The sequence below is a fragment of the Nostoc sp. genome (genome assembly GCF_036917635.1).
Taxonomy (GTDB): domain Bacteria; phylum Cyanobacteriota; class Cyanobacteriia; order Cyanobacteriales; family Nostocaceae; genus Nostoc.
Genome location: NZ_JBALCW010000060.1, coordinates 1 through 22073, shown reverse-complemented (window position 1 = coordinate 22073; position 22073 = coordinate 1). Strand labels below are relative to the sequence as shown.

The window sequence follows — 22073 nt, the reverse complement described above, 5'->3', positions numbered from 1 at the left end:
TACACTGAAAAATTTGGCGATTTTGAGAGAATTCTTAACGTTATCTTAATCAGGTATAAAAATTAGTGTTTTCAAATCACAAACTACTTAAATATTGACTCTATTTCGCTTTCATTCGTGATTTATCTAAACTTGAAAATAGATACAATTAACAGGCAGATGGCAGGTAAAAAATGGTGCAACAAATAAGACATAATGAACCGCAATATATCTGTATTATTCCAGTTGAGAAACTCAGTAAGTGTAGGTACGTCACAGGTAGTAAAGGCACTGAAATGGAAAAACTAATATAGAGAAGTGTAAAAAACAGCGCCGTACTACCAACTAAACTATGTTACCGTTCAAAACTCTACGCGTCCGACACTATGAGATGGACGCCCTTGGGCATGTAAATAACGCTGTCTACCAAAATTATCTAGAACAAGCAGCCATTGAGCATTCAGAATACCTGGGCTTAACTTTGGATGTATATCGGCAAGTAGGTGGCGTATTTGTGATGCGGCGGGTAGAAATTGACTATTTACGCCCAGCAGTTGCAGGCGATACCCTAGAAGTCACTACCTGGTTGAAGGAGATGCGGGGGACTCGTGCCTTGCGATGCTACGAAATTCGTAAACAAAACCAAGATAATTTGTTACTAACGGCAGAGGCGCTATGGGTTTGGGTGGATACACAGACTATGCGCCCACGACCAATCCCCAGTTTCATGTTAGACAAATTTTTGCAAATCGAAAACCCAGGTGTTACAAGCTAAAAATGATTTGTTATTCTCCATTTAATAAATCTTAATTATTTTAATGAAAAACAAATGATTCATAAAGAGTTTTTGGTACATACCTCACCCCTTCTGGGCGAAAAAAACAACCTCTAAAGAGTGGGCGTGCTTTCTCTTATACTAATGACAAATGACTAATGACTCTCGCCTTGCGGTTTGATTTTTCCTCAAGTAATGCCGACAAGCAAGAATACACAACTATGATGTTATAAGTGCAAAATTTAAATTTGTAGGAACTGCAATCAAAATTAGCTTAGTAAATCAGGATTTTTAAGTAAATATTATGGAGCCAAGTCAGCCACAACAGCGCCGCGTCGCCGATCAAGTATTTCAAGAATCCCTCGATCAATTGGAGGATATCTTACAAGAAAGTTCAACTGAGGATGAAGAAATCCCGCAAGCACAACTGCATAGTAGTAGTCTTAGTGAAGTCGAACTCAATCAAGACTTGACAGATATTGATTTAGCCGCTCTTGAGGATGCAGTTGCTGATATTGAACAATATCTTGAAGAAATAACAAAAACTAAAGAAAAGTTATGAGTTATGAGTTCTAACTCCTAACTCCTAACTCCTAACTCCTAACTCTTGACTTATTTGCCGCCGAGCTTCGTACAACATTAAAGCAGCTGCGATCGCTACATTCAAAGATTCTACCCCAGGACTCAAAGGAATCCTTACTTGCTTGTCTGCGATCGCTGCTAAATCTGCCGACAATCCAGCACCTTCATTTCCCAATAAAATCAGACTGGGTTTGCGCCAGTCCACCTCCCAATAAGTTAAAGTCGCACTGGGTAAGGTTGCCACGACCTGCATTCCTGCCTGCTGACTTTGTTGTACTGTCGCTTTTAAATCTTCGGTTACGGCCGTTGCTAGGCGAAACCATTGCCCTGCTGAAGCCCGGAGAACTTTAGGACTGTCTAAATCTACACTATCTCCACTTACCCACAACCCGGACGCTCCAGCAGCAGCAGCAGTGCGAATCATTGTACCCAGGTTGCCGGGATCTTGCACTGTTTCTAAAGCTAGCATTGTACCAGTAAATGGTAGTTGAGTTTGGCGAACCCTTCGTTTTGCCGTTGCAACTACACCATCCGGTTGCACTGTGGTAGCGATCGCATCCAATACTTCTTTACTGACAATTTCGGCGCGATCGCATCGGCTACAAGCTTCTTCCCAGAGTGAGGAGTGGGCTACTTGCCAATCTGGAGTACAACACACTGTTTCTAGTGGGTAATTTACCGCACAAGCTTCCTCTAACAGGTGCGTCCCTTCTAATAAAAATAACTGCTGCTTGTGCCGCTCCTTGGTGGAGTGGAGTTTCCGAATTTGCTTGACTAGGGAATTTTGTAAACTGGTCAACATCAAAAAGTTAGGAGTTAATAATTAGGAGTTAATTTAGTTTTCTTTCAACTCATAACTCTTAACTCCTAACTTGATAATATGCGGAACCCGGGACTTGAACCCGGAAGCCTTGCGGCACTAGAACCTGAATCTAGCGCGTCTGCCAATTCCGCCAGTTCCGCTAGCACTTGTGCTTATCGACAATTTTACTATTATTGCGTTATATTTTACCTTTGTCAAGTAAAAATATAACGCCTCGTTTAAGAGGCTGAGACTGGAAACAAGTTTTTCCGGGCATTAGGTCTAATCAAAATATTAACTGAACAGTACAGCATTGATTTTTAGAGAACACTTAAGTTATGTTACTGAGTATTTAATTTAGCTTAAAACTACTACTTATTCGTTCATTCTTGTTAAATTTTTTAAAATCTCAAAATACTTACTGCTGCTGGTTATCAAGCGTTATTTTTCACCAAAAAACAATTTTCTTATGCAATATGCTGCTCTAAAACGTGGACAATTTGAATCTTTACTGTAGAATCAAAACCAACTTCAAACATATAAAATACGTATTACTTTTGGAGGTAGGCTTATCAATCCTTCTACCAGCTTACCAGATGCCAAAATTGCTCCAGAAGCAGACTCCTCAGTCTTGCAAATTTGGGGTGGGCATCCTTTGCGAGGTCATGTGAAAATTAGCGGGGCAAAAAATGCAGCACTGGTAATCATGGCTGGAGCCTTGCTGTGTCCGGGCGATTGTCGTATCCGCAATGTCCCCTTATTGGCGGATGTAGACCGGATGGGTCAGGTGTTATCGGCTTTGGGTGTACGCTTAACCCGGCAAGGCGATATTTTAGACATCAACGCCAGCGAAATTAAAACATCAAAAGCTCCCTACGAACTAGTTACCCAACTGAGGGCGAGTTTCTTCGCCATTGGTGCTATTCTGGCAAGATTGGGAGTAGCGCAGATGCCCTTACCAGGTGGTTGTGCTATTGGGGCAAGACCAGTTGACTTGCATGTTCGAGGACTGCAAGCAATGGGGGCTGAGGTGCAGATTGAGCATGGCATTTGTAATGCCTACGTCCCTGGCAGCAGCCGGAGATTAAAAGGTGCGAAAATTTACTTAGACATCGCCAGTGTCGGAGCGACAGAAAACTTGATGATGGCGGCTACCCTAGCAGAGGGCGAAACGATCATCGAAAATGCTGCCAGAGAACCAGAAGTAGTTGATTTAGCTAACTTCTGTAACGCGATGGGAGCGAAGATTAAGGGGGCGGGGACTAGCAGGATTATTATCGAAGGAGTCCCCAAGTTGCATTCTGTTGACTACAGTATCATTCCCGATCGCATTGAAGCCGGAACGTTTTTGCTAGCAGCAGCAATTACCCGTTCCGAACTTCTTCTCTCGCCAGTGGCTCCAGAACATCTTATACCAGTTATTGCCAAGCTGCGGGATATTGGGGTGACAATAATTGAGGACAAGCCAGAACACTTACGCATTCTGCCTGCGGAAACTTTCAAGGCAACAGATATTGAAACTCAATACCATCCAGGTTTTCCCACAGATATGCAAGCGCCGTTCATGGCTTTGCTGACATTGGCCGAAGGCGACAGCGTAATTAATGAATCTGTCTTTGAAAATCGCTTGCGTCATGCCTCAGAGTTGAATCGCTTGGGGGCAGATATTCGTGTTAAAGGCAACGCTGCTTTCGTTAGGGGAGTACCAAAATTGTCTGGCGCACCAGTATTAGGTACAGACTTACGAGCATCAGCAGCGCTAGTCATAGCAGGACTGGCGGCAGAAGGAAAAACCACAATTCAAGGATTACAGCACCTCGATCGCGGCTATGATCGACTTGATGTGAAGTTGCAGCAATTGGGCGCTAAAATCCTCCGCGTGGGCGAAGCATCAGTAGATTCAGAAATTGCTGCCACCATCAGTAGCCTTTCAACTTGAAATTGATCTGATAATTCAGTCCATCTGGAAAAGCTAACGATTGACCTAACCACCGAGCAAGCTTCCCGACACTCTAAGGGGGAAAATTCAAAGTCTCTCTCCTTCTAGGAGAGAGAAATAGAAGTGAGGTTTTCCACCGTGAAAAGTCAGGAAATTGAAAGGTTGAGACTGACACAAAAACAGGGGAAATGAGGGAGACAAGGTAAAATTTTCTCCCCCTGTTCCCCCTGCCCAGCCTAGTTAAATCGTTATACTAACTGTGGGAGGCTGTTTATTTAATCAGCCAGATTCCATAGTTGTGTTTTTTTATAGCTTGCTGTACTATGTCCTTCTTTAAAACCCCGCTAATTGGTTTAAAAGCTGACTCATTTCGTCATCCATTAGACCTGGAAGCTACCAAAACGCTCAAGCAAATACCAGGCATAGATATGTTGGTGCGAAATTGGCTTGGGCCAATGGCAGAGCAGGTTTTTTATGTAGAAAATATTGCCTCCAGCATTCTGGTAGGTGAAAAGCAACTGCCCGATTTATACAAGCTGTTGTTAGATGCCTGTAAAATCCTGGATATAGAGCCTCCCCAGTTATACGTCCGGCAACATCCGGCTCCCAACGCCTATACTTTTGCTGTGCGGGGTAAGCAGCCGTTTGTTGTGTTACACACATCCCTGATTGATATCCTCACACCAGAAGAAATACAGGCAGTTATTGCCCACGAGTTGGGGCATCTCAAGTGTGACCATAGCGTTTACTTGACGCCTGTAAATTTATTAATATTAGCTGCGGCGATTGTTCCCAATGTTGGAACCTTCGTTGCTCAAGCGATACAGGCACAGCTTTTAGAATGGGTACGCTGTGCTGAGTTTACCTGCGATCGCGCCGCATTACTAGCAACCCAAGACCCCAAAGTTGTCATGTCAGTATTGATGAAACTCGCGGGTGGTTCCCCCACCTTAGCGCCACAACTGAATCTCGATGCATTTGTTGCCCAAGCCCGCGCTTACGATGATATTAGCAAGACTGAACTAGGTGAAATGGTCAAAGCTGCCCGCACAGCCCAATTAACCCATCCAGTGCCAGTCCTGCGAGCGCGAGAAATCGACCGTTGGGCAAGCAGCACAGAATATCAAACTCTGTTACAAAGTCATGGATTGAAGTCTACAAGTAGTGAAGTTGCACCCAAAGGCGGATGGCGAAACTGGTAGAACGACTAATGAAATTTGGTTATCTAAATTTAGATGTGTTTTAGCTTACAATATTCCAGATTATTCGCTCATGCGTTGGCGCAGCCCGTCGTAGACATCGCACTTACTCAAGTTATTCAAGCGAACTATGGACGATTACACTGTGATGTAAAATCCTGGTACAGCCATAAAATCAGCTAATGACCAGGTTTCCTTACGACCAGTTCGCCAAAGACTATCTTAAAGAATTGTTACAACCATTAGGAGAAGTAGAAACAAGTCGGAAAGTTCCAGCCCAAATCCGAGAGATTGATGTTTTTTTTGTACCTTCGTCCCAATCGACAAATACAATAGAATTAGGGTTGTTAGGAAAATTTGCGGCTGAACCTGCATTAGTTGAACCATTTAGAAATGCGGCTACAATTGCGGAGATCCGCAGTTGCATAAATAAATTGTTTGATATCTTTGCTGAATTAAAACGCCAAGCTAAAGGTGATAAAACTCGGCTTACAGAATCAGAGTTACCACGTTTGTGGATTTTATCACCCACGGCTTCTGAATCTATATTGCATGGTTTTAGAACTAACTAAGATGAAGAAAATTGGGGAATAGGAGTAAATTTTTTAGGCGATTATTTTAGAACAGCAATTGTAGTAATTCACCAATTAGCGTGTACAGAAGAAACATTGTGGTTGAGAATTTTAGGTAAGGGAAGAGTGCAGCAACAAGCTATAGACGAACTAGAAGCATTTCCCCAAAATAATCCCTTACGTTCCAAAGCAATTGATTTATTATTGAATTTAAAGACTACCTTAGAATTCAATCAAAATATAGACGAGGAGGATAGAGATTTAATTATGCGCTTATCACCTATTTACGAGCAAAAATTAGCAGAAGTTAAACAAGAAGGAATTCAAGAAGGCATTCAAGAAGGCATTCAAGAAGGCATTCAAGAAGGCATTCAAGAAGGCATTCAAGCAGAACGTCGTAATGTTATAGAAAATTTCTTGCGAGTTCGCTTTGGTTCTTTAGATGCAGAACTAAGACGAATTACTGAAGTTTTATTGGCATTATCTCCAGAGGAATTTACTCCTTTATTGCTCCAACTATCTAAAGAAGAATTATTAAATAGATTTCTTTAGAAGAACGCAGTCTGAGATAAGTAGCTAGACAAGATAAAACCAAACTATGTAACGAAAAGTAAAATCTCTGTATTTGGCTCGTAGTTGCGCCCACTTACTTACTGGGTTTTACAGCTTTACTAATCGGATTAAAAAACATCCTATTGCTTAACCCATAGCCTCTACCATGACAGTTGTACCCAACGACCATCGCCTTGAACCCATAAATCTGTTTGAGTACGAAAAGCTAGCAAAAGAACATCTATCTCAAATGACGCTTGATTACTATAGCAGTGGTGCTTGGGATGAAGTTACATTACAGGATAATCGTGCTGCCTTTGAGCGAGTCAAACTGCGACCTCGTGTATTAGTGGATGTAAGCGATGTCTACGACGGGCTACGCCTACGCAATCTCACTACCTCCATTTTAGGGCAACCCCTGCAACTACCTTTATTAATTGCGCCGATGGCTTTTCAATGTCTAGCTCATCCAGACGGAGAAATTGCCACAGCATTAGCTGCCGCATCAGGTGGTGTGGGCATGGTGTTAAGTACAATGGCCACTAAGAGCATGGAAGAAGTGGCGAGTGCATGTGATAAATTTCCAGATTCTCTGCGATGGTTCCAGCTTTACATCCATAAAGATCGAGGATTAACTCGTGCTTTAGTAGAAAAAGCCTATAAAGCAGGCTACAAAGCACTTTGTCTAACTGTAGATGCACCTGTTCTCGGACAGCGAGAGAGAGATAGACGTAACGAGTTTGCCCTACCCCCAGAGTTACATCTAGCTAATCTCGCCACCATCTCAGGGCTAGATATTTCCCATGAAAAAGGCGAATCTGGATTATTTACCTATTTTGCCCAACAGCTAAACCCAGCAGTAACTTGGCACGATTTGGAATGGTTACAATCTTTATCTCCACTACCTTTAGTCATCAAAGGAATTTTACGGGGAGATGATGCTGTTCGGGCTGTAGAATATGGAGCCAAAGCAATCGTTGTTTCCAATCATGGTGGCAGACAACTTGATGGTGCGATCGCTTCCTTAGATGCCCTAGCTGAAATAGTAGCAGCAGTGGATGGTAAAGTAGAAGTACTATTGGATGGAGGCATCCGTAGGGGTACAGACATTCTCAAAGCTCTGGCATTAGGAGCAAAAGCCGTACTAATTGGACGACCCATCTTGTGGGGACTAGCAGTAGCAGGGCAAATTGGTGTATCTCATGTAATCTCACTGGTACAAGATGAGTTAAATCTGGCAATGGCACTTAGCGGCTGCGCCAAACTACAGGATATTGACCCTAGCTTATTGAACCTGCCACGTCTGTAAACCAAAAAATTCTTAGACCGACATTATTCCAGCAAAACTTTGAAAATTAATTTTCAGACTTGTTACAAAATCACTTAATTACAGTATACTAGTTAAGGTTAGATATATGGGCGGGTGGCGGAATTGGTAGACGCACCACACTCAAAATGTGGCGGCCTTGCGGTCATAGGAGTTCGATTCTCCTCCTGCCCACTACCAAACAAGTACTAAAGAGGTAAAAAACTTATGCGGCTGAAAAGATGGGAGTCTCCCCGGAAAGAAGGCAGGAATGACAAAGGTAGAGGCGGTTCTGCAAGGAAGAGGCAACTCAAAAAACAAAGGCAAATGTTACGACAAAGACTCAAAGAAGCTAACAAACTAGATAATGATAAAAAGAATAAACCAGGGGAAGATAAGCTTATCTTCCCCTTATTTTTTGGGCTTTTATTTCAGAAAAAAATAAAATTTAGGGATTTTTCAATACATAGACTAAATTAAATTTGCAAGTTTCTTGCAAAGTCATAAGAAAAAACTATTAGCCATTCTTTAAACTATACTAATTTAAATTAGACCTTTTAAGCGCATACTTACGTATCAAAATAGGCAAATTCAGTATCTATAATTTAACTCTACTATGTAATTAAAAACTGTATAATAGACTACAGATTTACATATATTTTATAGGAATATATCGCAATTATAATGTTTGGATGAACAAATCAAAAATTAATTATGAAGTAAGTATGAATTTTGCAAGACAGTCTCTTAAATTTATAGCTTAAAACAGTAAACTAGGACACAACAGCAAATAATTCTAACATTAACGGTTAAGTCAAAAGTATACTAACAAAGCAATTTCATCTCCATGTGTTAACTTCCAACGATGACATAAGGCTATAAAAAGTCAGGAGTCATCTAATCTGAATTCTTGAATATTCGGAATGGTCTAGGTAATCTATGGATTTTTTTCTTGGACACAGGAGTTATTGATGGTGGCAAGAGTGCTTCTACCTACTAAAAAAGTACTGGATTTTCCCATTACTGCTTTACGCTTTGATGATCAAGTACAAACAATACTGAAGTGGGCGAGGAGGCGTGAAAGTAAAACTGTATATGTAGCTAATGTACACATGCTCATTGAAGCTCATTGGAATCCAGAGTTTGCCAGCGTATTACGAAATGCAGACATAGTTACTCCTGATGGTATGCCTCTAGTATGGATGATGCGAAAGATGGGAGCGCTTTATCAAGACCGTGTGGCAGGAATGGATATTTTCCTAGCATTGTGTCAGCTTACTCAAACACAAAATCTTAGCATTTTCTTTGTAGGTTCCCAAACAGAAGTTCTTTCTAGGATGCGAAAAAGGTTAGAGCGAGAATTTCCGCAAATGAAGATTGCGGCAATGGAACCTCTACCCTTTCGCCCCTTGACTGAAACTGAAGACGAAGCTTTGGTTCAAAAGATTAACTCTAGTGGTGCTAGTACCGTCTTAGTATCTCTGGGATGTCCTAAGCAAGAAAACTGGATAGCTCAACATAAGGGTAAAATACAAGCTGTAATGATTGGACTGGGTGGAGTATTCCCAGTTTATGCAGGAATTCACAAGCGGGCACCCCGCGTAGTTCGAGACTTAGGGCTTGAATGGTTGTATCGATGGATTCAAGAACCACGCCGGCTTTGCGGTCGCTATGCTAAAACTATTCCACTATTTATATGGCTAGCTACCAAGCAACTACTATCATCAAGTCGTATTGCAGCAATCTTCCTTCACGAGACTGGGGATTAAGAAAAAGCAAAGCGAATATATATTCTGTGAAACACAACATTATTGAGATAGGACTTACGCAAGAGTTACCCAATAACGAACCCCAACTTGTTCGCTCTTAGGGTTCCCACAGAGTAGCAACTGGCGCTACACGCAAAAACCAGAGTTTGAGAGATATTTTGCGTAAGTCCTGTGAGATACATATAAACAGTAAACCAAAAAATAAAAAATTAATTTTATGTTGTCTTAACAACTGATTAGAAAACTTAGATACCACTCAAAACTAAAAATTATAAGTAACAGGGTGTTTTATATAAGAATTCAATGGGCTGGCTCCTCAGTAAAATTTATGCTAATAGTTTCTTGAATTGCTGTAAATTTACAAGAAGATTGTGGTAAAGTTTTCTAATAACAATTAGTTAAACTAAAAAATACTATCTTCACGATAATGATTGGCTTACGTAGTTTTGACGTTACTTTCGGAGTAAAAATTTTAGATTATCACTAAAATTTAAATAAAATAAGGTTTAATTGATTCGCCTGAAAAAAAATAATCCAGATGCTCATAACTAGCAATATCAAAGCTATATACTGTAGGTTCTTTCATCGGTAAACTATATAATGGAATCACCTAAAGATTCATCAAATTTACGGCAAAAAGCTGTTAAAAGCGTAATTTGGACTGTTATAGAAAGTTGGGGACGCCAAGCAGTCTCTTTAGTTGTTTTCTTTATTCTAGCTCGTTTACTTACTCCACAAACTTTTGGTTTAATTGCTTTAGCATCTATATTTATTGAATTTGTCCAAATTTTTGTTGATCAAGGATTCTCTGTAGCAATTATCCAACGTCAACAGATAGATTCAGAACACTTAGACACTGCATTCTGGACAACTTTAGGAATCAGTGGACTTTTAACTGTATTAAGTATAGCTGGGGCTGGATTAACAGCTGATTTCTTTAAACAGCCGCACTTAGTACCAATCATTCAATGCTTATCTATAAGTTTTGTATTTAATGGATTGAGCAGCGTGCAGCAAGCGGTTCTTGAACGTCAGTTTGCCTTCAAAAGTTTAGCAATTCGCTCACTATTGGCAGTGATAATAGGTGGAATAGTTGGCGTTTGGATGGCTTTTTTAGGCTTTGGCGTTTGGAGTCTCGTAGGTCAACAACTATCAAGTAGTTTAGTAGAAGTTTTAGTATTGTGGCGAGTTAGCGATTGGCGACCAGGATTCCAATTTTCTAGGATACATGTTAAAGAACTTTTTAACTTTGGAATTAATATATCTGCGTTTAACATAATTAACTTTTTCAATCGTCGAGCCGATGACTTACTTATTGGCTACTATCTAGGACTAGTTGCATTAGGTTATTACTCCGTTGCTTATAAATTGTTGCTAGTAATGATGCAAGTTTTAATCAGTACTACAACTAAAGTTGCACTACCAATATTTTCTAGGTTACAGGCAGAACCAGAACGATTACTAAACGCTTTCTACGCTGCTACTCAGTTCACAAGTCTCATTGCTTTCCCAATATTTCTTAGTGTACCAGTATTAGCAACTGAGTTTATAAAAGTATTTTTTGGTGAGCAGTGGATTCAGAGCATTCGAGTATTGCAAATACTATCTCTTATTGGCCCTGTTCATCTAATTTTCTTTTATAACAATTCTGTAATTCTGGCACTAGGCAAACCTTCGTGGAGGTTATGGATACAAGTAATCAATACAGTTACTAATGTCATCGGTTTTGCTTTGGTAGTCAGATTAGGTATTGTAGCTGTTGCTTCTGTTTATGTAATTCGTGGTTACGTCCTATTACCTATTTCGTTATTAGCTATTAATAAACTTGTTAAGATAAATTTAAATAACTATCTGCGTTTATATATAGTACCTTTAGTAGCTTCGGCAACAATGGTTGGAACTATATTAGCTACTAAATATTTCTTAGGAAAATTTCTTGAAGCATGGATGTTACTAGTTATTTCAGGGATATTGGGAAGCTCTATTTATATTCTTACTATCTCAGTAATATCACCCAAGCTTTTCATCCGACTACTTGAATTAGGAGAAAGTCTGAATATCAAAATCAAAACAAAAGTATAACTTTGTTATCTAAAAATAATAGTGAATATTACTATATATTTATGAATTCATTTAGTATACTTCAATCTATGATAGCGTAAATAATAATCACTGGTTTATAGTTGCCTTTTAGCAGTAAAGCGCAACTACAAGCCAAATCCAGAGACTTTACTTTTCGTTACATACAGCATTTCCTGCTGCTATGAGGTACAAACAGTGGGGATACGATTAGCACAGAATAAACGGTAATTCAATCAATTAGTGTATCTTGTAACTTCGGTAAGTGCTGTAGTTTGGTTTTTCTCGCCGACCTAGTTATAACTTTAGTTGCTAAAGCTTTTGCCTGTAGTCCAGCTATACTGATGTCCAGATTAGATAACATCGGAGAAATTGTATAGGATGGAGTAACTGCTTTACATTTTGAAACAAGCCTAAATATGCTTCTGAAGCAAATATATTAGCAGTTGATGGCACTTTAGCAACAAGCCCTTAATAAGATAAGGCAAGTCCAAAAATTAAATTACTCAATTCCTCCATCCAAGACGACTATCAGATATCTTCTTCCCCTACTTCCGTTGCTCACTCTGCGATTGATTATTTTTTTAGTATGATATACTCTCATTACCTTTCCAAAGCCATTCATACTCAAACAAAGCAGATTTAGATGCGAAGGCATCACAGGTATCATCGTCTTTGCCTGTTTGCGTAAACTTAACTTGAACTGTAGGAATTCAAACCAATCAATCTTCTGCTATAAAAACCCCTTGCCTGAAATTAACTATAAAAGTACTTGACAGGAACCCAGGGGTAACTGCTATATTAACTAGAGTGAAGTTGTTGGGGCGTAGCCAAGTGGTAAGGCAGCGGGTTTTGGTCCCGCCATCCCTAGGTTCGAATCCTAGCGCCCCAGTAATAAAGACAGGCTGTTCTGCCTGTCTTTTAAATTTTTTAATTACTTTCCTTGAAGTCTGTAAATGTTACTTATCAGGCGATTTTAGAGCTTGATCGAGAGTCTGCCGAGCCTGTTCTGCTTTAGATCGTGCTTCTTGATAACGCATATTAGCTTGGGCAAAATTTTTGAGAACTTTAAAACCTTCCTTGAGTCGAGTAATTTCCTCTTCTGTTACCGATTCGTCGGTGAACAGAACATCAACCGCTTTGCGAATTTCTAACGCTTCATCTCGTGATTCTTGAACTTTCAGCTTGAGTGTGGCCAGGTTACTTAAAACCTGGACAGCTTGTGTAATGCTATCCTCACCGCTAGTAGTATCAATAGTTGACTCTTTAACCTCAATTAATTGTTGAGGGCCAAATCCTTCTTCCAGTTCCGTGGGTAGCTTTCCTGCATCCATCAGTTCCATTAGCTGATCCATTGCTTTATCACGGGCTTTTGCTGAATCTTTTCCAGAAACAGTAAGGATAATTTCTGGGCTTTGAGCGAGAGTATACTGAACCATATTTGAGCAGAAAATTTGCTGGTTAACCAAGATGAGGCAAGTTATTATAACATACTGCGTGTCAGTTTATTTATTGATAAATATACTTCAGTGTCAGTTTGCCAAATTTATGTAATTTCTATACTTAATAATTTCATGCTTCATTCTTACCTTTGCCAAGTCGCTCAAAATAAAACTTTATACTTAAGAAAAGGCAATTAAGTTTCAACAGGAGGGGAGAGCAATGGCTCCTAGTCCCACCATCATGCAAGCTGTAGAAAAACTGGGCTACCGTGTCACCGTTGGTGATGTGGCAACCCAGGCAGGATTAAACGTCGCTCAAGCTAATCAAAGCTTATTAGCCCTAGCATCTGATGCTGGGGGACATTTGCAAGTAGCGGATTCAGGTGATATAGTTTACATTTTTCCACAAAATTTTCGAGCAATTTTGCGTAATAAATACTTCCGGTTACGATTGCAAGAATGGTGGAAAAAGGTCTGGAGTGTTTTGTTTTATCTGATTCGGATTTCTTTTGGAATTTTCTTAACTGTTTCCATTATCTTGATAACTGTTACCATCTACATTATCATTACCTCTACCAATTCCGATCGGAACGGCAATAATCGGGGCAGTAGTTTCGGCGGTGGGGGGTTCTTCTATTTTCCCAATTTATTTTGGTATCTTAGCCCAAATTATGACACCCACAACCAGGAACGGCGACGTGAAAGGCGGCAAGAAAGCAATCTCAATTTCTTTGAGGCTGTGTTTTCGTTTTTGTTTGGCGATGGGAATCCTAACGCCAACTTAGAAGAACGTCGCTGGCAAGAAATTGCTACAGTGATTCGGAGTAACCGTGGTGCAGTCGTAGCAGAACAAATTGCTCCATATTTGGATGACATTGGTGAGGGATATACAAGAGAGTACGAAGATTATATGCTGCCCGTTTTGACGCGATTTAATGGGCAACCCACGGTAAGCCCAGAAGGGGAAATTGTTTATTACTTCCCAGAGTTGCAGGTGAGTGCAGTTAAAAAGCGCCGTTATGCAATATCAGATCACTTGGAGGAATTTCCCTGGCGTTTTAGTGTTGCAAGTTCAGGGCAAATTATGCTGAGTGCTGGGTTGGGGGTGCTAAATTTTGTTGGTGCTTTAGTACTGAGAAGTTTGTTGAGTGATGGCACTGTTGTCGCCCGATTAGGTGAACTGGCAGCTTTTGTCGGTTTTGTGCAAGGAATTTATTGGCTGCTATTGGCTTATGGAGCAGGTTTCTTAGGAATACCGTTATTGCGTTATTTCTGGATTCAGTGGCGTAATCGTAAAATAGGCGATCGCAACCGCGATCGCCTTTCCAGAGCAAGGATATTGGTAAGTCTTGATGCACCTTTGCAGCAAAAAATCAACTACGCCCAACAATTTGCAGCAGAAAAAGTCATTGGCAATGAAGATTTAGTGTATTCTAGCGAAACTGACTTACTCGAGCAAGAAATAGAGCGTTCCGCAAAAATGGACGCTGAATGGAAAAAACGCTTGGAACGCGGGAGTGGCGAATAGATTTAACAGTCAAGAGTTGAGAGTGAGGAGTGAATAATTAAGATTTATTTAGAACTCCTAACTCCTAAGTTTCTCCTTACTTTGCCTGAATTGGTGTTAAGGCTACACCTTGATAATAATGTCCCAAAATTTGCAGGTGGTTCACTCCTTGCCGAGCCAGATTGTATGCCCCCCACTGACTCATGCCCAAAGCATGACCGAAGCCAAGCCCTTGAAGTACAAAACTACCATCGCCTCCCTTAGTAACGTTAAAACGGGTACTTTTTAACCTGAGGGCTGTCCGCACTTCCTCGCCCTGTAGCATCTTTGTACCCCTGTTACCGACAATTTTCAAGACTTTAACACTACCGAAAGGCGAGAATGTTTCTGGAATCATCGCCGTCACACTGCCAAGTTCAGGGAATTTAGCGCTAATCTCACTGGGGGAGAAAGTTTTTATCCAATTACACTCGCGGATATTTTGATCGTAGTCTTGAACAGCACGTAGGTAAGGTTCGCTGCTTCCCCAAACGTCTTCAACATTTTCGGTATGCCCCCCAGAACAAGCGTGGAAAACGGAGAGAATAATCCGGTTTTTGTAAGTTAGTACCTGTCCTGCTGTTTCATCAACTGCTTTGTAAGTTGCAGGAGCTTCACTGATGACGCCTTTGTAAATTTGCCAGCGATCGGGGGTATTGCCTAAATCGTAAACGGGATTACTCCGTTGTTTTTCTCGCTCGTAGAGGGCGTAGGTGCGAGCTGCGATCGCTTGGGCTTTCAGTGCTTCTTGAGGCCAGCTAGCATTCATTTCGCCACCGAGAACGCTGTAGAGATACTCTTGGTCATCAACCCAATTAACAGCCGTTAAGCCTTTGTCTGTGGGAACAACCAGAGTTCTACCCCGATACCAGCGTGAGCCAATATAAACAAATCCTTTATCTGTTGGCTCAATCCAAAATAAACCAGACTGCCACTTATTTAAAGCAACTCCGCCAGGAACAGCTTGGGCATAATATGCACTCATCGCTGGTAACTGTCCGAGAGTCCGGCCGGTACTATCCTTGACAATTCCAGTGGTAGAACTCCCCACTTTTACCTGATTAACCCCCCTTTCAATTGCCACGCGCAGGATTACAGACGCTTGAGCTGGGGCAACCAAAGCAATCCATAAGAGGACACTTACCCACCAATGACGCACTTTAATCTGGGAAAGTAAAAAGCCTAAGTAAAGTTGGAATTTCATGCTAGTCATCTAATCACATTAGTATCTAATTGACGCTTTTGATTATGGCGTCTACTACTTTAAGATGAGACACTTCTCCAACACAGGAGGTTGCCACCTCCTACTAATTATGCATTTCGCTTTAGCTATAAGGTAGAAATTAGGTGAAGAAGGCAGAAGATAGCAGGCAGGGAAAGAATTCCTCTCCTCTACCTCTTTTCAATTTCCCATGCCCCATGCTTCTTTAGTCTACGATGCCAATACATTTTGAGAATTGCTCACTTCATTAGCGATAATTCCAATTAAATTCAACTTACTCAAAATTTCTGTTGCTTGAGTCAGTTCAGTTCGGGTCACTTTCCCCATGCGTTCTACCATTACGATCCCATTGCAAAAAGCTGCCACAATTCTGGCATCAACTGTACCTAAAATAGGTGGAGCATCTATCAGTACTAGGTCATAACTTTGCTCAAACAGCTCTATTAGCTCTTTCATCCGTTGAGAACTGAGCAATTTTACCGTGTCGTCTGCTTCCGGGCCAGCAGTCAAAATATCAATGCAGGGGTGAATAGGCTGAATGTAATCTTGAAAATGAGTTGTCGTCTCATCAACTAATAACAGAGATAGTCCCCAGTCATTGGATAGTTCCAGGATTTTGTGCAGGCTAGGATTATGTAAATTAGCATCAATAACTAATACCCGTCGATGCATTCGGGTAGCACTAGCTACAAGCCCTAATACTAAAGTTGTCTTCCCTTCCCCTGGTAGTGCTGAAGTCAACATCAACGATTTGAAGGGTAAGGGATATTTTAATATTTGAATATTTTGGTAGATCATGTCCAGGGTTTCATGGACGGGTAAGCTAGTACTGGCTTCTACTATAGAGGAATCTGAGCTTCGCCGCCCATTCCAAGGCAGGCCCAGCCGCCGCTTTTTGACACCACGCAACGGTAGTTTTGGTACTGACCCTAGTACACGTAGGTTAGTCAGTTTCTTTAAATCTCCGACACAATAAATAGCGTCATTAAACTTTTCCAAAATCAGGGCTGCTAAGATACCTAAAATCGGCCCAATTACCGCCCCTCCAACCAAAAATAATAATCTGTTGCTCCCCATATAAGTACCCAAAGCAGGTTCTGCCAAAACTTGCCAGTTATATCCTTCCTGAGTAATTTTCAGTCCCAAAGACTGTTGCGCTTGGAGTAATTGTTCAAGGGTTTTACGACTACTTTCTACCTTTGGCAACAGACGGTTATACTCTGCTATTAAGCTTGGGTATTTGTTTAGCTCAGAACGAAGTCGCTGTTCTGACTCGGCTAGATTCTTTTCATTAGCAGTTAGTCCTAAGACAGTTGTCTGAGCCAGAATTAACTCGTCTAGTAGCTTTGGCTCAACCCCTACAATTTGCTCTTTTAAGAGCGGTTCTCCCTTACTGCTAGTAGTAATAGCTTTCACCTCTTCTCGTAATAGCAACAATTGACTTTGGCGTTGTTGCTTTAGTTTTTGTACTGATGGGTAATCGTCTGTATAGCGTAGTCGCTCCTTAGCCAAAGCTAGTTCAGTTTTTTGAATTTCACTCAATAGTGTTTGGTAACGACTTGACTGATTTAAACGAGAAGAAAATAGTTCATTTTGCTGAGACGAGGAAGCTATTTGTTCCTCTAGATTATCGTAGCGAGCGTTTACATCTTGAAGGTGGGCATGAGTAGTCTGTAGCTGTTTTTGAATATCAGCTAGAGACTCTAACAGCATTTTACTTTGGACTTCGGGATCGAGTAATTTATGTCTATTGCGAAACTGTTCCAAATTTTTCTCAGCTTGACTCACCTCTTTTTTTATTTCAGGTAGTCGAGCATTTACAAAAGCCAGCCCTTGATTGAGACGTTCTTTTTGTTGCTCTTTATTGTAGTTTTGATATACTTTTTGTAGAGCTTGAAGTACTCTTTGTGTTTTGACTGGATCGTTATCATTGAAAGAAACTTTAAATAATTGGCTAAAAACTTTATTAGCTCCTATCCCTCCCTCTTCTGGAGTCACTTCTAGAGGTGCTTTTTTGTTCTGTTCTGTTTGACCATTGATATACTCTAAGGTAATATCAGGATAATCAGAATGAAGTAAATCTACGGCTTTCTTAAGCAACTTAGAACTCAGCATGAGTTTCATCTGAGTAGTGGAATCAACAACTTGAAAATTGGGTTCAGTAACCTTAGTGTCTGTGCTTTCTGGGATATTATTTGACTGTGTGCCTTCAGATAAATTGGAATTTACCAATATCTGCATATTGCTCTGGTAAGTAGGTTTGGCAATGAAAGCTAGGAGGCTAGCAGCTGACATAACTACACAGGAAACCCCTAAGATCAGTAAACGTCGGCGAAGCAAAATAGTAGATAGTTGTCTGATGTCAACTGCGCCTTGTGCTGAAGTAGTAATCTGTTGCTCTTGATTCAGACTAGTCTTAGCCACTATCAAACTCCTCATAATATGGAAACACTATATTTATTTGGAAGATTTATGATAAATATAAATTTTTGATACTGCTAGTTGCAATAGCATACTTAGCTTTTCTTCCAATAATGACAAGCTCACTTCGCACAATATTATGCCAACTGGGGCTTTCATGTTCATCAATTCATGCATATAAATTCTTAATCAGTGTTGTAAGAATAAAATTTTAATAATTTTATTTAACAAAGAAGAATCTTGACAAAAAAAATAATTATTTTTTTAATCACTAAGTATTTAAGTATAAAATTATCTAATTTACATTATTACTATACTATTAAAGTTACTTTAAGAACTTCTAATATAAAAAACAGATTGAGAAGAATATCTGAACCATAGTAGTAGTAGATTATTAATACACTTAGTGAACCGGAAATTATTGAATAACTAGTTGACTTACTCCTCAAGCTAAACTGCTGTTTATTTCCTGGACATTATGAGGACGTTATGAGTTAGACTACTAAACTCCAAGATAGAGCCTGGTTAATTTTCGATTACAAGGGTTTAATAGAAAATCTAAAATCCAAAATTTAAACGCCTATCTTGCTTAACTCTACTTCCCGCCGCCTGGGAACTTCATGAATCATAAAATCATAAGCCATGTCAGTACGGGGAAAAATAGCACGGGCTTCCTGAAGAAGATCCTTTAATTCCAAGGTATTGCCAGGCGCATAGCGGGGACTGAAATGACTCATAATCAGTCGATGTGCCCCAGCAGCTAAAGCTGTTTGCGCTGCCATTGTGGTTGTGGAATGCAACCGTTGAAAAGCCATATCTGCATCTTGATGAGCAAAGGTTGCTTCGTGAATTAATACATCTGCATCATGAGCCAATTTCACTGCCCCATCACAATAAATTGTGTCTGTACAATAGGCAATTTTTCGACCAATTTCTGTAGGTCCGCATAATTGAGTGCCATCAATCACCCGTCCGTCCGCAAGCGTCACTGTTTCACCACGCTTAAGTTGACCATAAACCCGACCAGGAGGAATTTGCAACGCCTTGGCTTTTTCCACATCAAAGCGTCCCGATCGGTCTTTTTCGGCTACGCGGTAGCCGAAAGCTGTAATGCGATGATGTAAATTACCGCAGCTAACGGTGAAGTCATCGTCTTCATAAATTACTCCTGGACGGATGGCATGGACTTTAATGGGGTAGGAAAAGTGTGTGTACGAGTAACGGGAGGCGGCTTGAATGTAATCATTTAATCCAGGTGGGCCATATATATCAATTCGTTCCACATTGCCTGCCAAGCCGCAAGTAGCAAGAAGTCCCATTAAGCCAAAGATGTGGTCGCCGTGCATATGAGTGATAAAAATTCGTGAGAGTTGGCTGATTTTCAGTTCACTCCGGATAATTTGATGCTGGGTGCCTTCGCCACAGTCGAATAGCCACAGTTCTGCCCTTTGGGGTAATCTCAGGGCGATACTGGAAACATTGCGCGATCGCGTGGGTACACCGGAACTCGTGCCTAAGAATGTTATCTGCACAGCGTTATTTAATCTTCCTATTGCTCAATTTGCTGCTCTATTTTCTATAGTGACACGCTTAATAAGCAAAATACTTTTGAGAGGAAGTCGCTTTTTAAACCCAACACCCAATAAAGATTATAAGGCTTACAGAAAAATCTCTAAAAAGCTTAATTTATTTAACCACAAAGCCGCTCTTGCTATAACGGCAGGCGTTTATAGTGAAATTGTCCAGCCTAGCAAGAGAGAAAATTGTTACCTTGATGTTACCTGCTTGTCTTACGGTATGTTCATATTTCCGGCGCTGGGAGCGTAAAGGAGTATGGCACAAAATTCGTATCAGCTCAATAAATTGGGGTAGCAGAGAAAAATAAAAAGGTTCGTGAGGTACACGCAGCGTCATAAAATATGACAGATGACGCAAAAGCCATCAAATGACCAGTCAGGATTGGAGTTGCTGCAAGCCATTGACCCAAAAAGGATTGCAGACGAATCAGTGCGTCGCACAGTAGAGATATTATTGAACCTGGTAGAGTATGTACGCGATCGCATTTCTCAGAGTAGAATTATCCCCTCTTTGGCGACTATTATTCGTGAGAAATCTTCTGTTAATCCCTTTGGTTGGTCGTGGCAGCCAGAATAATTGCCTACCCCGAATTATTGAGGGGATACCAAAATTCATACAGTATTGCGATCTGCTGAAAGCAGCAGAGCTTCGCTATGGCAATTGCGTCAGATGGAAGGAAGAGATATAGAGTCATCGGCAGGAATTATCGACTCACAAACACTTAAAACGACTGAGAAACGAGAGGTGAAAGACTATGATGCCAAAAAAAAGATTAATGGTCGCAAACGCCATATCTTTGTTGATACGATGGGTTTAATTTTGATGGTTGTCGTACATACAGCTTCAATTCAAGACCCTGACGGCGCAAAGCTTATATTTGATTGACAAAATTCACTAGACCGAAAAGTGCTGCGAGCGCTAAAAATAGTAGTGTATGATACCGTTTTTCTTGGAAATGTACAAAAGGTGATTGTAAGATGTGAATAATAAGATTCGTTTATAAATAAGCCCCGAAAATCAACCAAAATCAGCCAGATGGTAAACAAACTTCGCAGGCTAGCCCATAGTTGCGGTCTACGGCAAAACTAAAAGTACCTCGTCTTCAAAGCCACAAGCAAGACGAAAAATTGGTATCTGAGTTTAAAAATTTTGCTTCTTCACCCCAATACTTTACAAAAATTCCAAGACCAGCACCAGAAGATTGTTCTGGTGCGACAGCTACCCTTACCTTTGTATCCAAATTATTAGTTTTATTTATGTAATATTTGTCAACCGGTTTTCCAAAAAATGTATCATAAAGTACAGCTTTTCAGACAAAAATCAGGTTCCCAGGTATTCATCACAGGCGATCGCAGAATTTTTCGGTCTACTGAAATTGACTACTTGTTCCCTAAATTACATTTGATTTGGGTGGATGCTGGATATGCTGGCTCATTAGTCGATTGGGTTAGATATTTCATTCGTTGTGGAGACGAAATTATCAAACGTTGCGTAGGCGTAGCCCGCCGTAGGCATAGCACAGACGGGTTTAAAGTATTACCTCGCCGTTGGTTAGTAGAGCGTACACTTGCGTGGCTAGGTCGTTATTGTCGTCTCAGTAAGGATTACGAATATCATCCGATAAACTTGTGAAACGATGATATATGTCGCTATGACAAATCTTATGTTACGTAGATTAGCCCCCAATCATCGTTGCTCTACTGCTTAATATTTATAAAATATCCTCTTATTATTATTTATATTTATATGTATAGTTTGTTTAAGCATAAGGATTTAGAATAAATTCCTCCACCAAAGACTACCTCCTGCCTTTTTCGATAATCATTACTATAATGACTCAACCTGCATCAGATCCAATTTAGAGACAACCAACCTGCATTATTCACACAGTCAGGTTTAGCCACGTTGTTTTCGCCTCCCTCCCGTTGCTTATACCATTCACCTGAAAGTAATGCCAGTCAAGGAATTTGCCTTTTTTAGTAGAAAAAAATAAATTTACTACTTGACAAACTAGAGGATGACTAGTTATTCTAGTTAAGTGGGAGAGCAAAAGAAGCAAACCACCTCTGAACCTGAAAAACATAATACTTTGAAAGCTTAAGAAAAAACCAATCCTCGTCAAAAGATTTTGCTTTTGGGAAATCCCAAAAAAATAATCGAAATTTTAATTAGGATTCCGAAAAAATTTTTTCGGAGCCACAAACTCGAAACACAACAAAACGGAGAGTTTGATCCTGGCTCAGGATGAACGCTGGCGGTATGCTTAACACATGCAAGTCGAACGGTGTTTTCGGACACAGTGGCGGACGG

18 protein-coding genes, 3 tRNA genes, 1 rRNA gene and 2 pseudogenes are annotated in these 22073 nt (G+C 40.4%); 18 read left to right on the top strand and 6 right to left on the bottom strand.

From position 1 onward, the window contains the following. The first annotated feature begins 331 nt into the window (after positions 1–331). Both V7K32_RS15605 and V7K32_RS15600 read left to right on the top strand, forming a co-directional pair. The gene (locus V7K32_RS15605) at positions 332–754 is read left to right on the top strand and encodes an acyl-CoA thioesterase (protein ID WP_334994694.1); all 423 of its coding nucleotides are present in this window, start codon (positions 332–334) and stop codon (positions 752–754) included. 304 nt (positions 755–1058) lie between these two features. Further along, entirely contained in the window at positions 1059–1316 is a 258-nt protein-coding gene (locus V7K32_RS15600; RefSeq protein ID WP_334994692.1) for a hypothetical protein, read from the top strand. A gap of 24 nt (positions 1317–1340) precedes the next feature. Here V7K32_RS15600 and V7K32_RS15595 read toward each other — a convergent pair whose 3' ends face one another. Both V7K32_RS15595 and V7K32_RS15590 read right to left on the bottom strand, forming a co-directional pair. Further along, positions 1341–2138, bottom strand: coding sequence for a TrmH family RNA methyltransferase (locus V7K32_RS15595; RefSeq protein ID WP_334994690.1), 798 nt, complete (start codon positions 2136–2138; stop codon positions 1341–1343). 79 nt (positions 2139–2217) lie between these two features. Beyond that, positions 2218–2299: transfer RNA gene (locus V7K32_RS15590), tRNA-Leu, on the bottom strand. Between the two features lie 410 nt (positions 2300–2709). Between V7K32_RS15590 and murA the strand changes: the two genes are divergently transcribed. From murA to V7K32_RS15540, 10 genes are all read left to right on the top strand, one after another. Then, the gene (gene murA, locus V7K32_RS15585) at positions 2710–4077 is read left to right on the top strand and encodes a UDP-N-acetylglucosamine 1-carboxyvinyltransferase (protein ID WP_334994717.1); all 1368 of its coding nucleotides are present in this window, start codon (positions 2710–2712) and stop codon (positions 4075–4077) included. Between the two features lie 323 nt (positions 4078–4400). Next, the gene (locus V7K32_RS15580; protein ID WP_334994688.1) at positions 4401–5279 is read left to right on the top strand and encodes a M48 family metallopeptidase; all 879 of its coding nucleotides are present in this window, start codon (positions 4401–4403) and stop codon (positions 5277–5279) included. Positions 5280–5458: 179 nt separating this feature from the next. After that, on the top strand, positions 5459–5848 hold the full coding sequence (locus V7K32_RS15575) for a hypothetical protein (protein ID WP_334994686.1): 390 nt from the start codon (positions 5459–5461) through the stop codon (positions 5846–5848). A 96-nt stretch (positions 5849–5944) separates the two neighbouring features. Continuing rightward, the gene (locus V7K32_RS15570) at positions 5945–6400 is read left to right on the top strand and encodes a hypothetical protein (RefSeq protein ID WP_334994684.1); all 456 of its coding nucleotides are present in this window, start codon (positions 5945–5947) and stop codon (positions 6398–6400) included. A gap of 166 nt (positions 6401–6566) precedes the next feature. Further along, entirely contained in the window at positions 6567–7709 is a 1143-nt protein-coding gene (locus V7K32_RS15565; protein ID WP_334994682.1) for an alpha-hydroxy acid oxidase, read from the top strand. 108 nt (positions 7710–7817) lie between these two features. Further along, positions 7818–7901, top strand: a tRNA-Leu gene (locus V7K32_RS15560). A 33-nt stretch (positions 7902–7934) separates the two neighbouring features. After that, positions 7935–8186, top strand: a complete 252-nt coding sequence (locus tag V7K32_RS15555; protein WP_334994680.1) for a hypothetical protein — start codon at positions 7935–7937, stop codon at positions 8184–8186. A gap of 491 nt (positions 8187–8677) precedes the next feature. Then, entirely contained in the window at positions 8678–9475 is a 798-nt protein-coding gene (locus V7K32_RS15550; protein ID WP_334994677.1) for a WecB/TagA/CpsF family glycosyltransferase, read from the top strand. A 600-nt stretch (positions 9476–10075) separates the two neighbouring features. Beyond that, on the top strand, positions 10076–11557 hold the full coding sequence (locus V7K32_RS15545) for a lipopolysaccharide biosynthesis protein (protein ID WP_334994675.1): 1482 nt from the start codon (positions 10076–10078) through the stop codon (positions 11555–11557). A gap of 817 nt (positions 11558–12374) precedes the next feature. Continuing rightward, positions 12375–12446: transfer RNA gene (locus V7K32_RS15540), tRNA-Gln, on the top strand. A gap of 67 nt (positions 12447–12513) precedes the next feature. On the opposite strand, the gene V7K32_RS15535 is transcribed toward V7K32_RS15540, so the two are convergent. Continuing rightward, positions 12514–12993: a hypothetical protein gene (locus V7K32_RS15535; protein ID WP_334994673.1), complete on the bottom strand. Its 480-nt coding sequence runs from the start codon at positions 12991–12993 to the stop codon at positions 12514–12516. Between the two features lie 223 nt (positions 12994–13216). Here V7K32_RS15535 and V7K32_RS15530 point away from each other — a divergent pair, with 223 nt between their 5' ends. Beyond that, positions 13217–14524: a hypothetical protein gene (locus V7K32_RS15530; protein ID WP_334994671.1), complete on the top strand. Its 1308-nt coding sequence runs from the start codon at positions 13217–13219 to the stop codon at positions 14522–14524. A 76-nt stretch (positions 14525–14600) separates the two neighbouring features. On the opposite strand, the gene V7K32_RS15525 is transcribed toward V7K32_RS15530, so the two are convergent. The 3 genes from V7K32_RS15525 to V7K32_RS15515 all read right to left on the bottom strand — a co-directional run bounded on the left by V7K32_RS15525 (position 14601) and on the right by V7K32_RS15515 (position 19717). After that, on the bottom strand, positions 14601–15746 hold the full coding sequence (locus V7K32_RS15525) for a SpoIID/LytB domain-containing protein (RefSeq protein WP_334994669.1): 1146 nt from the start codon (positions 15744–15746) through the stop codon (positions 14601–14603). A 228-nt stretch (positions 15747–15974) separates the two neighbouring features. Next, positions 15975–18188, bottom strand: coding sequence for a GumC family protein (locus tag V7K32_RS15520; RefSeq protein ID WP_334994667.1), 2214 nt, complete (start codon positions 18186–18188; stop codon positions 15975–15977). 569 nt (positions 18189–18757) lie between these two features. Continuing rightward, positions 18758–19717, bottom strand: coding sequence for a ribonuclease Z (locus V7K32_RS15515; RefSeq protein WP_334994665.1), 960 nt, complete (start codon positions 19715–19717; stop codon positions 18758–18760). Here V7K32_RS15515 and V7K32_RS15510 point away from each other — a divergent pair. The 5 genes and pseudogenes from V7K32_RS15510 to V7K32_RS15490 all read left to right on the top strand — a co-directional run. Beyond that, on the top strand, positions 19695–20012 hold the full coding sequence (locus V7K32_RS15510) for a hypothetical protein (protein ID WP_334994663.1): 318 nt from the start codon (positions 19695–19697) through the stop codon (positions 20010–20012). The two genes, V7K32_RS15515 and V7K32_RS15510, sit on opposite strands and share 23 nt — an antisense overlap. A 99-nt stretch (positions 20013–20111) precedes the next feature. After that, positions 20112–20339, top strand: coding sequence for a hypothetical protein (locus V7K32_RS15505; RefSeq protein ID WP_334994661.1), 228 nt, complete (start codon positions 20112–20114; stop codon positions 20337–20339). A gap of 81 nt (positions 20340–20420) precedes the next feature. Then, positions 20421–20645 (top strand): annotated as a pseudogene (locus V7K32_RS15500) (transposase); the annotation flags it as partial. A 405-nt stretch (positions 20646–21050) separates the two neighbouring features. Next, positions 21051–21471, top strand: a pseudogene (locus V7K32_RS15495) (transposase). A 508-nt stretch (positions 21472–21979) separates the two neighbouring features. After that, positions 21980–22073: ribosomal RNA gene (locus V7K32_RS15490) — 16S ribosomal RNA — on the top strand; the annotation flags it as partial.

Bases quoted from the DNA above. Each gene is read 5' to 3' on its own strand.
- V7K32_RS15605 (WP_334994694.1), top strand. From the start codon at position 332: ATGTTACCGTTCAAAACTCTACGCGTCCGACACTATGAGATGGACGCC.
- V7K32_RS15600 (WP_334994692.1), top strand. From the start codon at position 1,059: ATGGAGCCAAGTCAGCCACAACAGCGCCGCGTCGCCGATCAAGTATTT.
- V7K32_RS15595 (WP_334994690.1), bottom strand. From the start codon at position 2,138: ATGTTGACCAGTTTACAAAATTCCCTAGTCAAGCAAATTCGGAAACTC.
- V7K32_RS15580 (WP_334994688.1), top strand. From the start codon at position 4,401: ATGTCCTTCTTTAAAACCCCGCTAATTGGTTTAAAAGCTGACTCATTT.
- V7K32_RS15575 (WP_334994686.1), top strand. From the start codon at position 5,459: ATGACCAGGTTTCCTTACGACCAGTTCGCCAAAGACTATCTTAAAGAA.
- V7K32_RS15565 (WP_334994682.1), top strand. From the start codon at position 6,567: ATGACAGTTGTACCCAACGACCATCGCCTTGAACCCATAAATCTGTTT.
- V7K32_RS15555 (WP_334994680.1), top strand. From the start codon at position 7,935: ATGCGGCTGAAAAGATGGGAGTCTCCCCGGAAAGAAGGCAGGAATGAC.
- V7K32_RS15550 (WP_334994677.1), top strand. From the start codon at position 8,678: ATGGTGGCAAGAGTGCTTCTACCTACTAAAAAAGTACTGGATTTTCCC.
- V7K32_RS15545 (WP_334994675.1), top strand. From the start codon at position 10,076: ATGGAATCACCTAAAGATTCATCAAATTTACGGCAAAAAGCTGTTAAA.
- V7K32_RS15535 (WP_334994673.1), bottom strand. From the start codon at position 12,993: ATGGTTCAGTATACTCTCGCTCAAAGCCCAGAAATTATCCTTACTGTT.
- V7K32_RS15530 (WP_334994671.1), top strand. From the start codon at position 13,217: ATGGCTCCTAGTCCCACCATCATGCAAGCTGTAGAAAAACTGGGCTAC.
- V7K32_RS15525 (WP_334994669.1), bottom strand. From the start codon at position 15,746: ATGAAATTCCAACTTTACTTAGGCTTTTTACTTTCCCAGATTAAAGTG.
- V7K32_RS15505 (WP_334994661.1), top strand. From the start codon at position 20,112: ATGACGCAAAAGCCATCAAATGACCAGTCAGGATTGGAGTTGCTGCAA.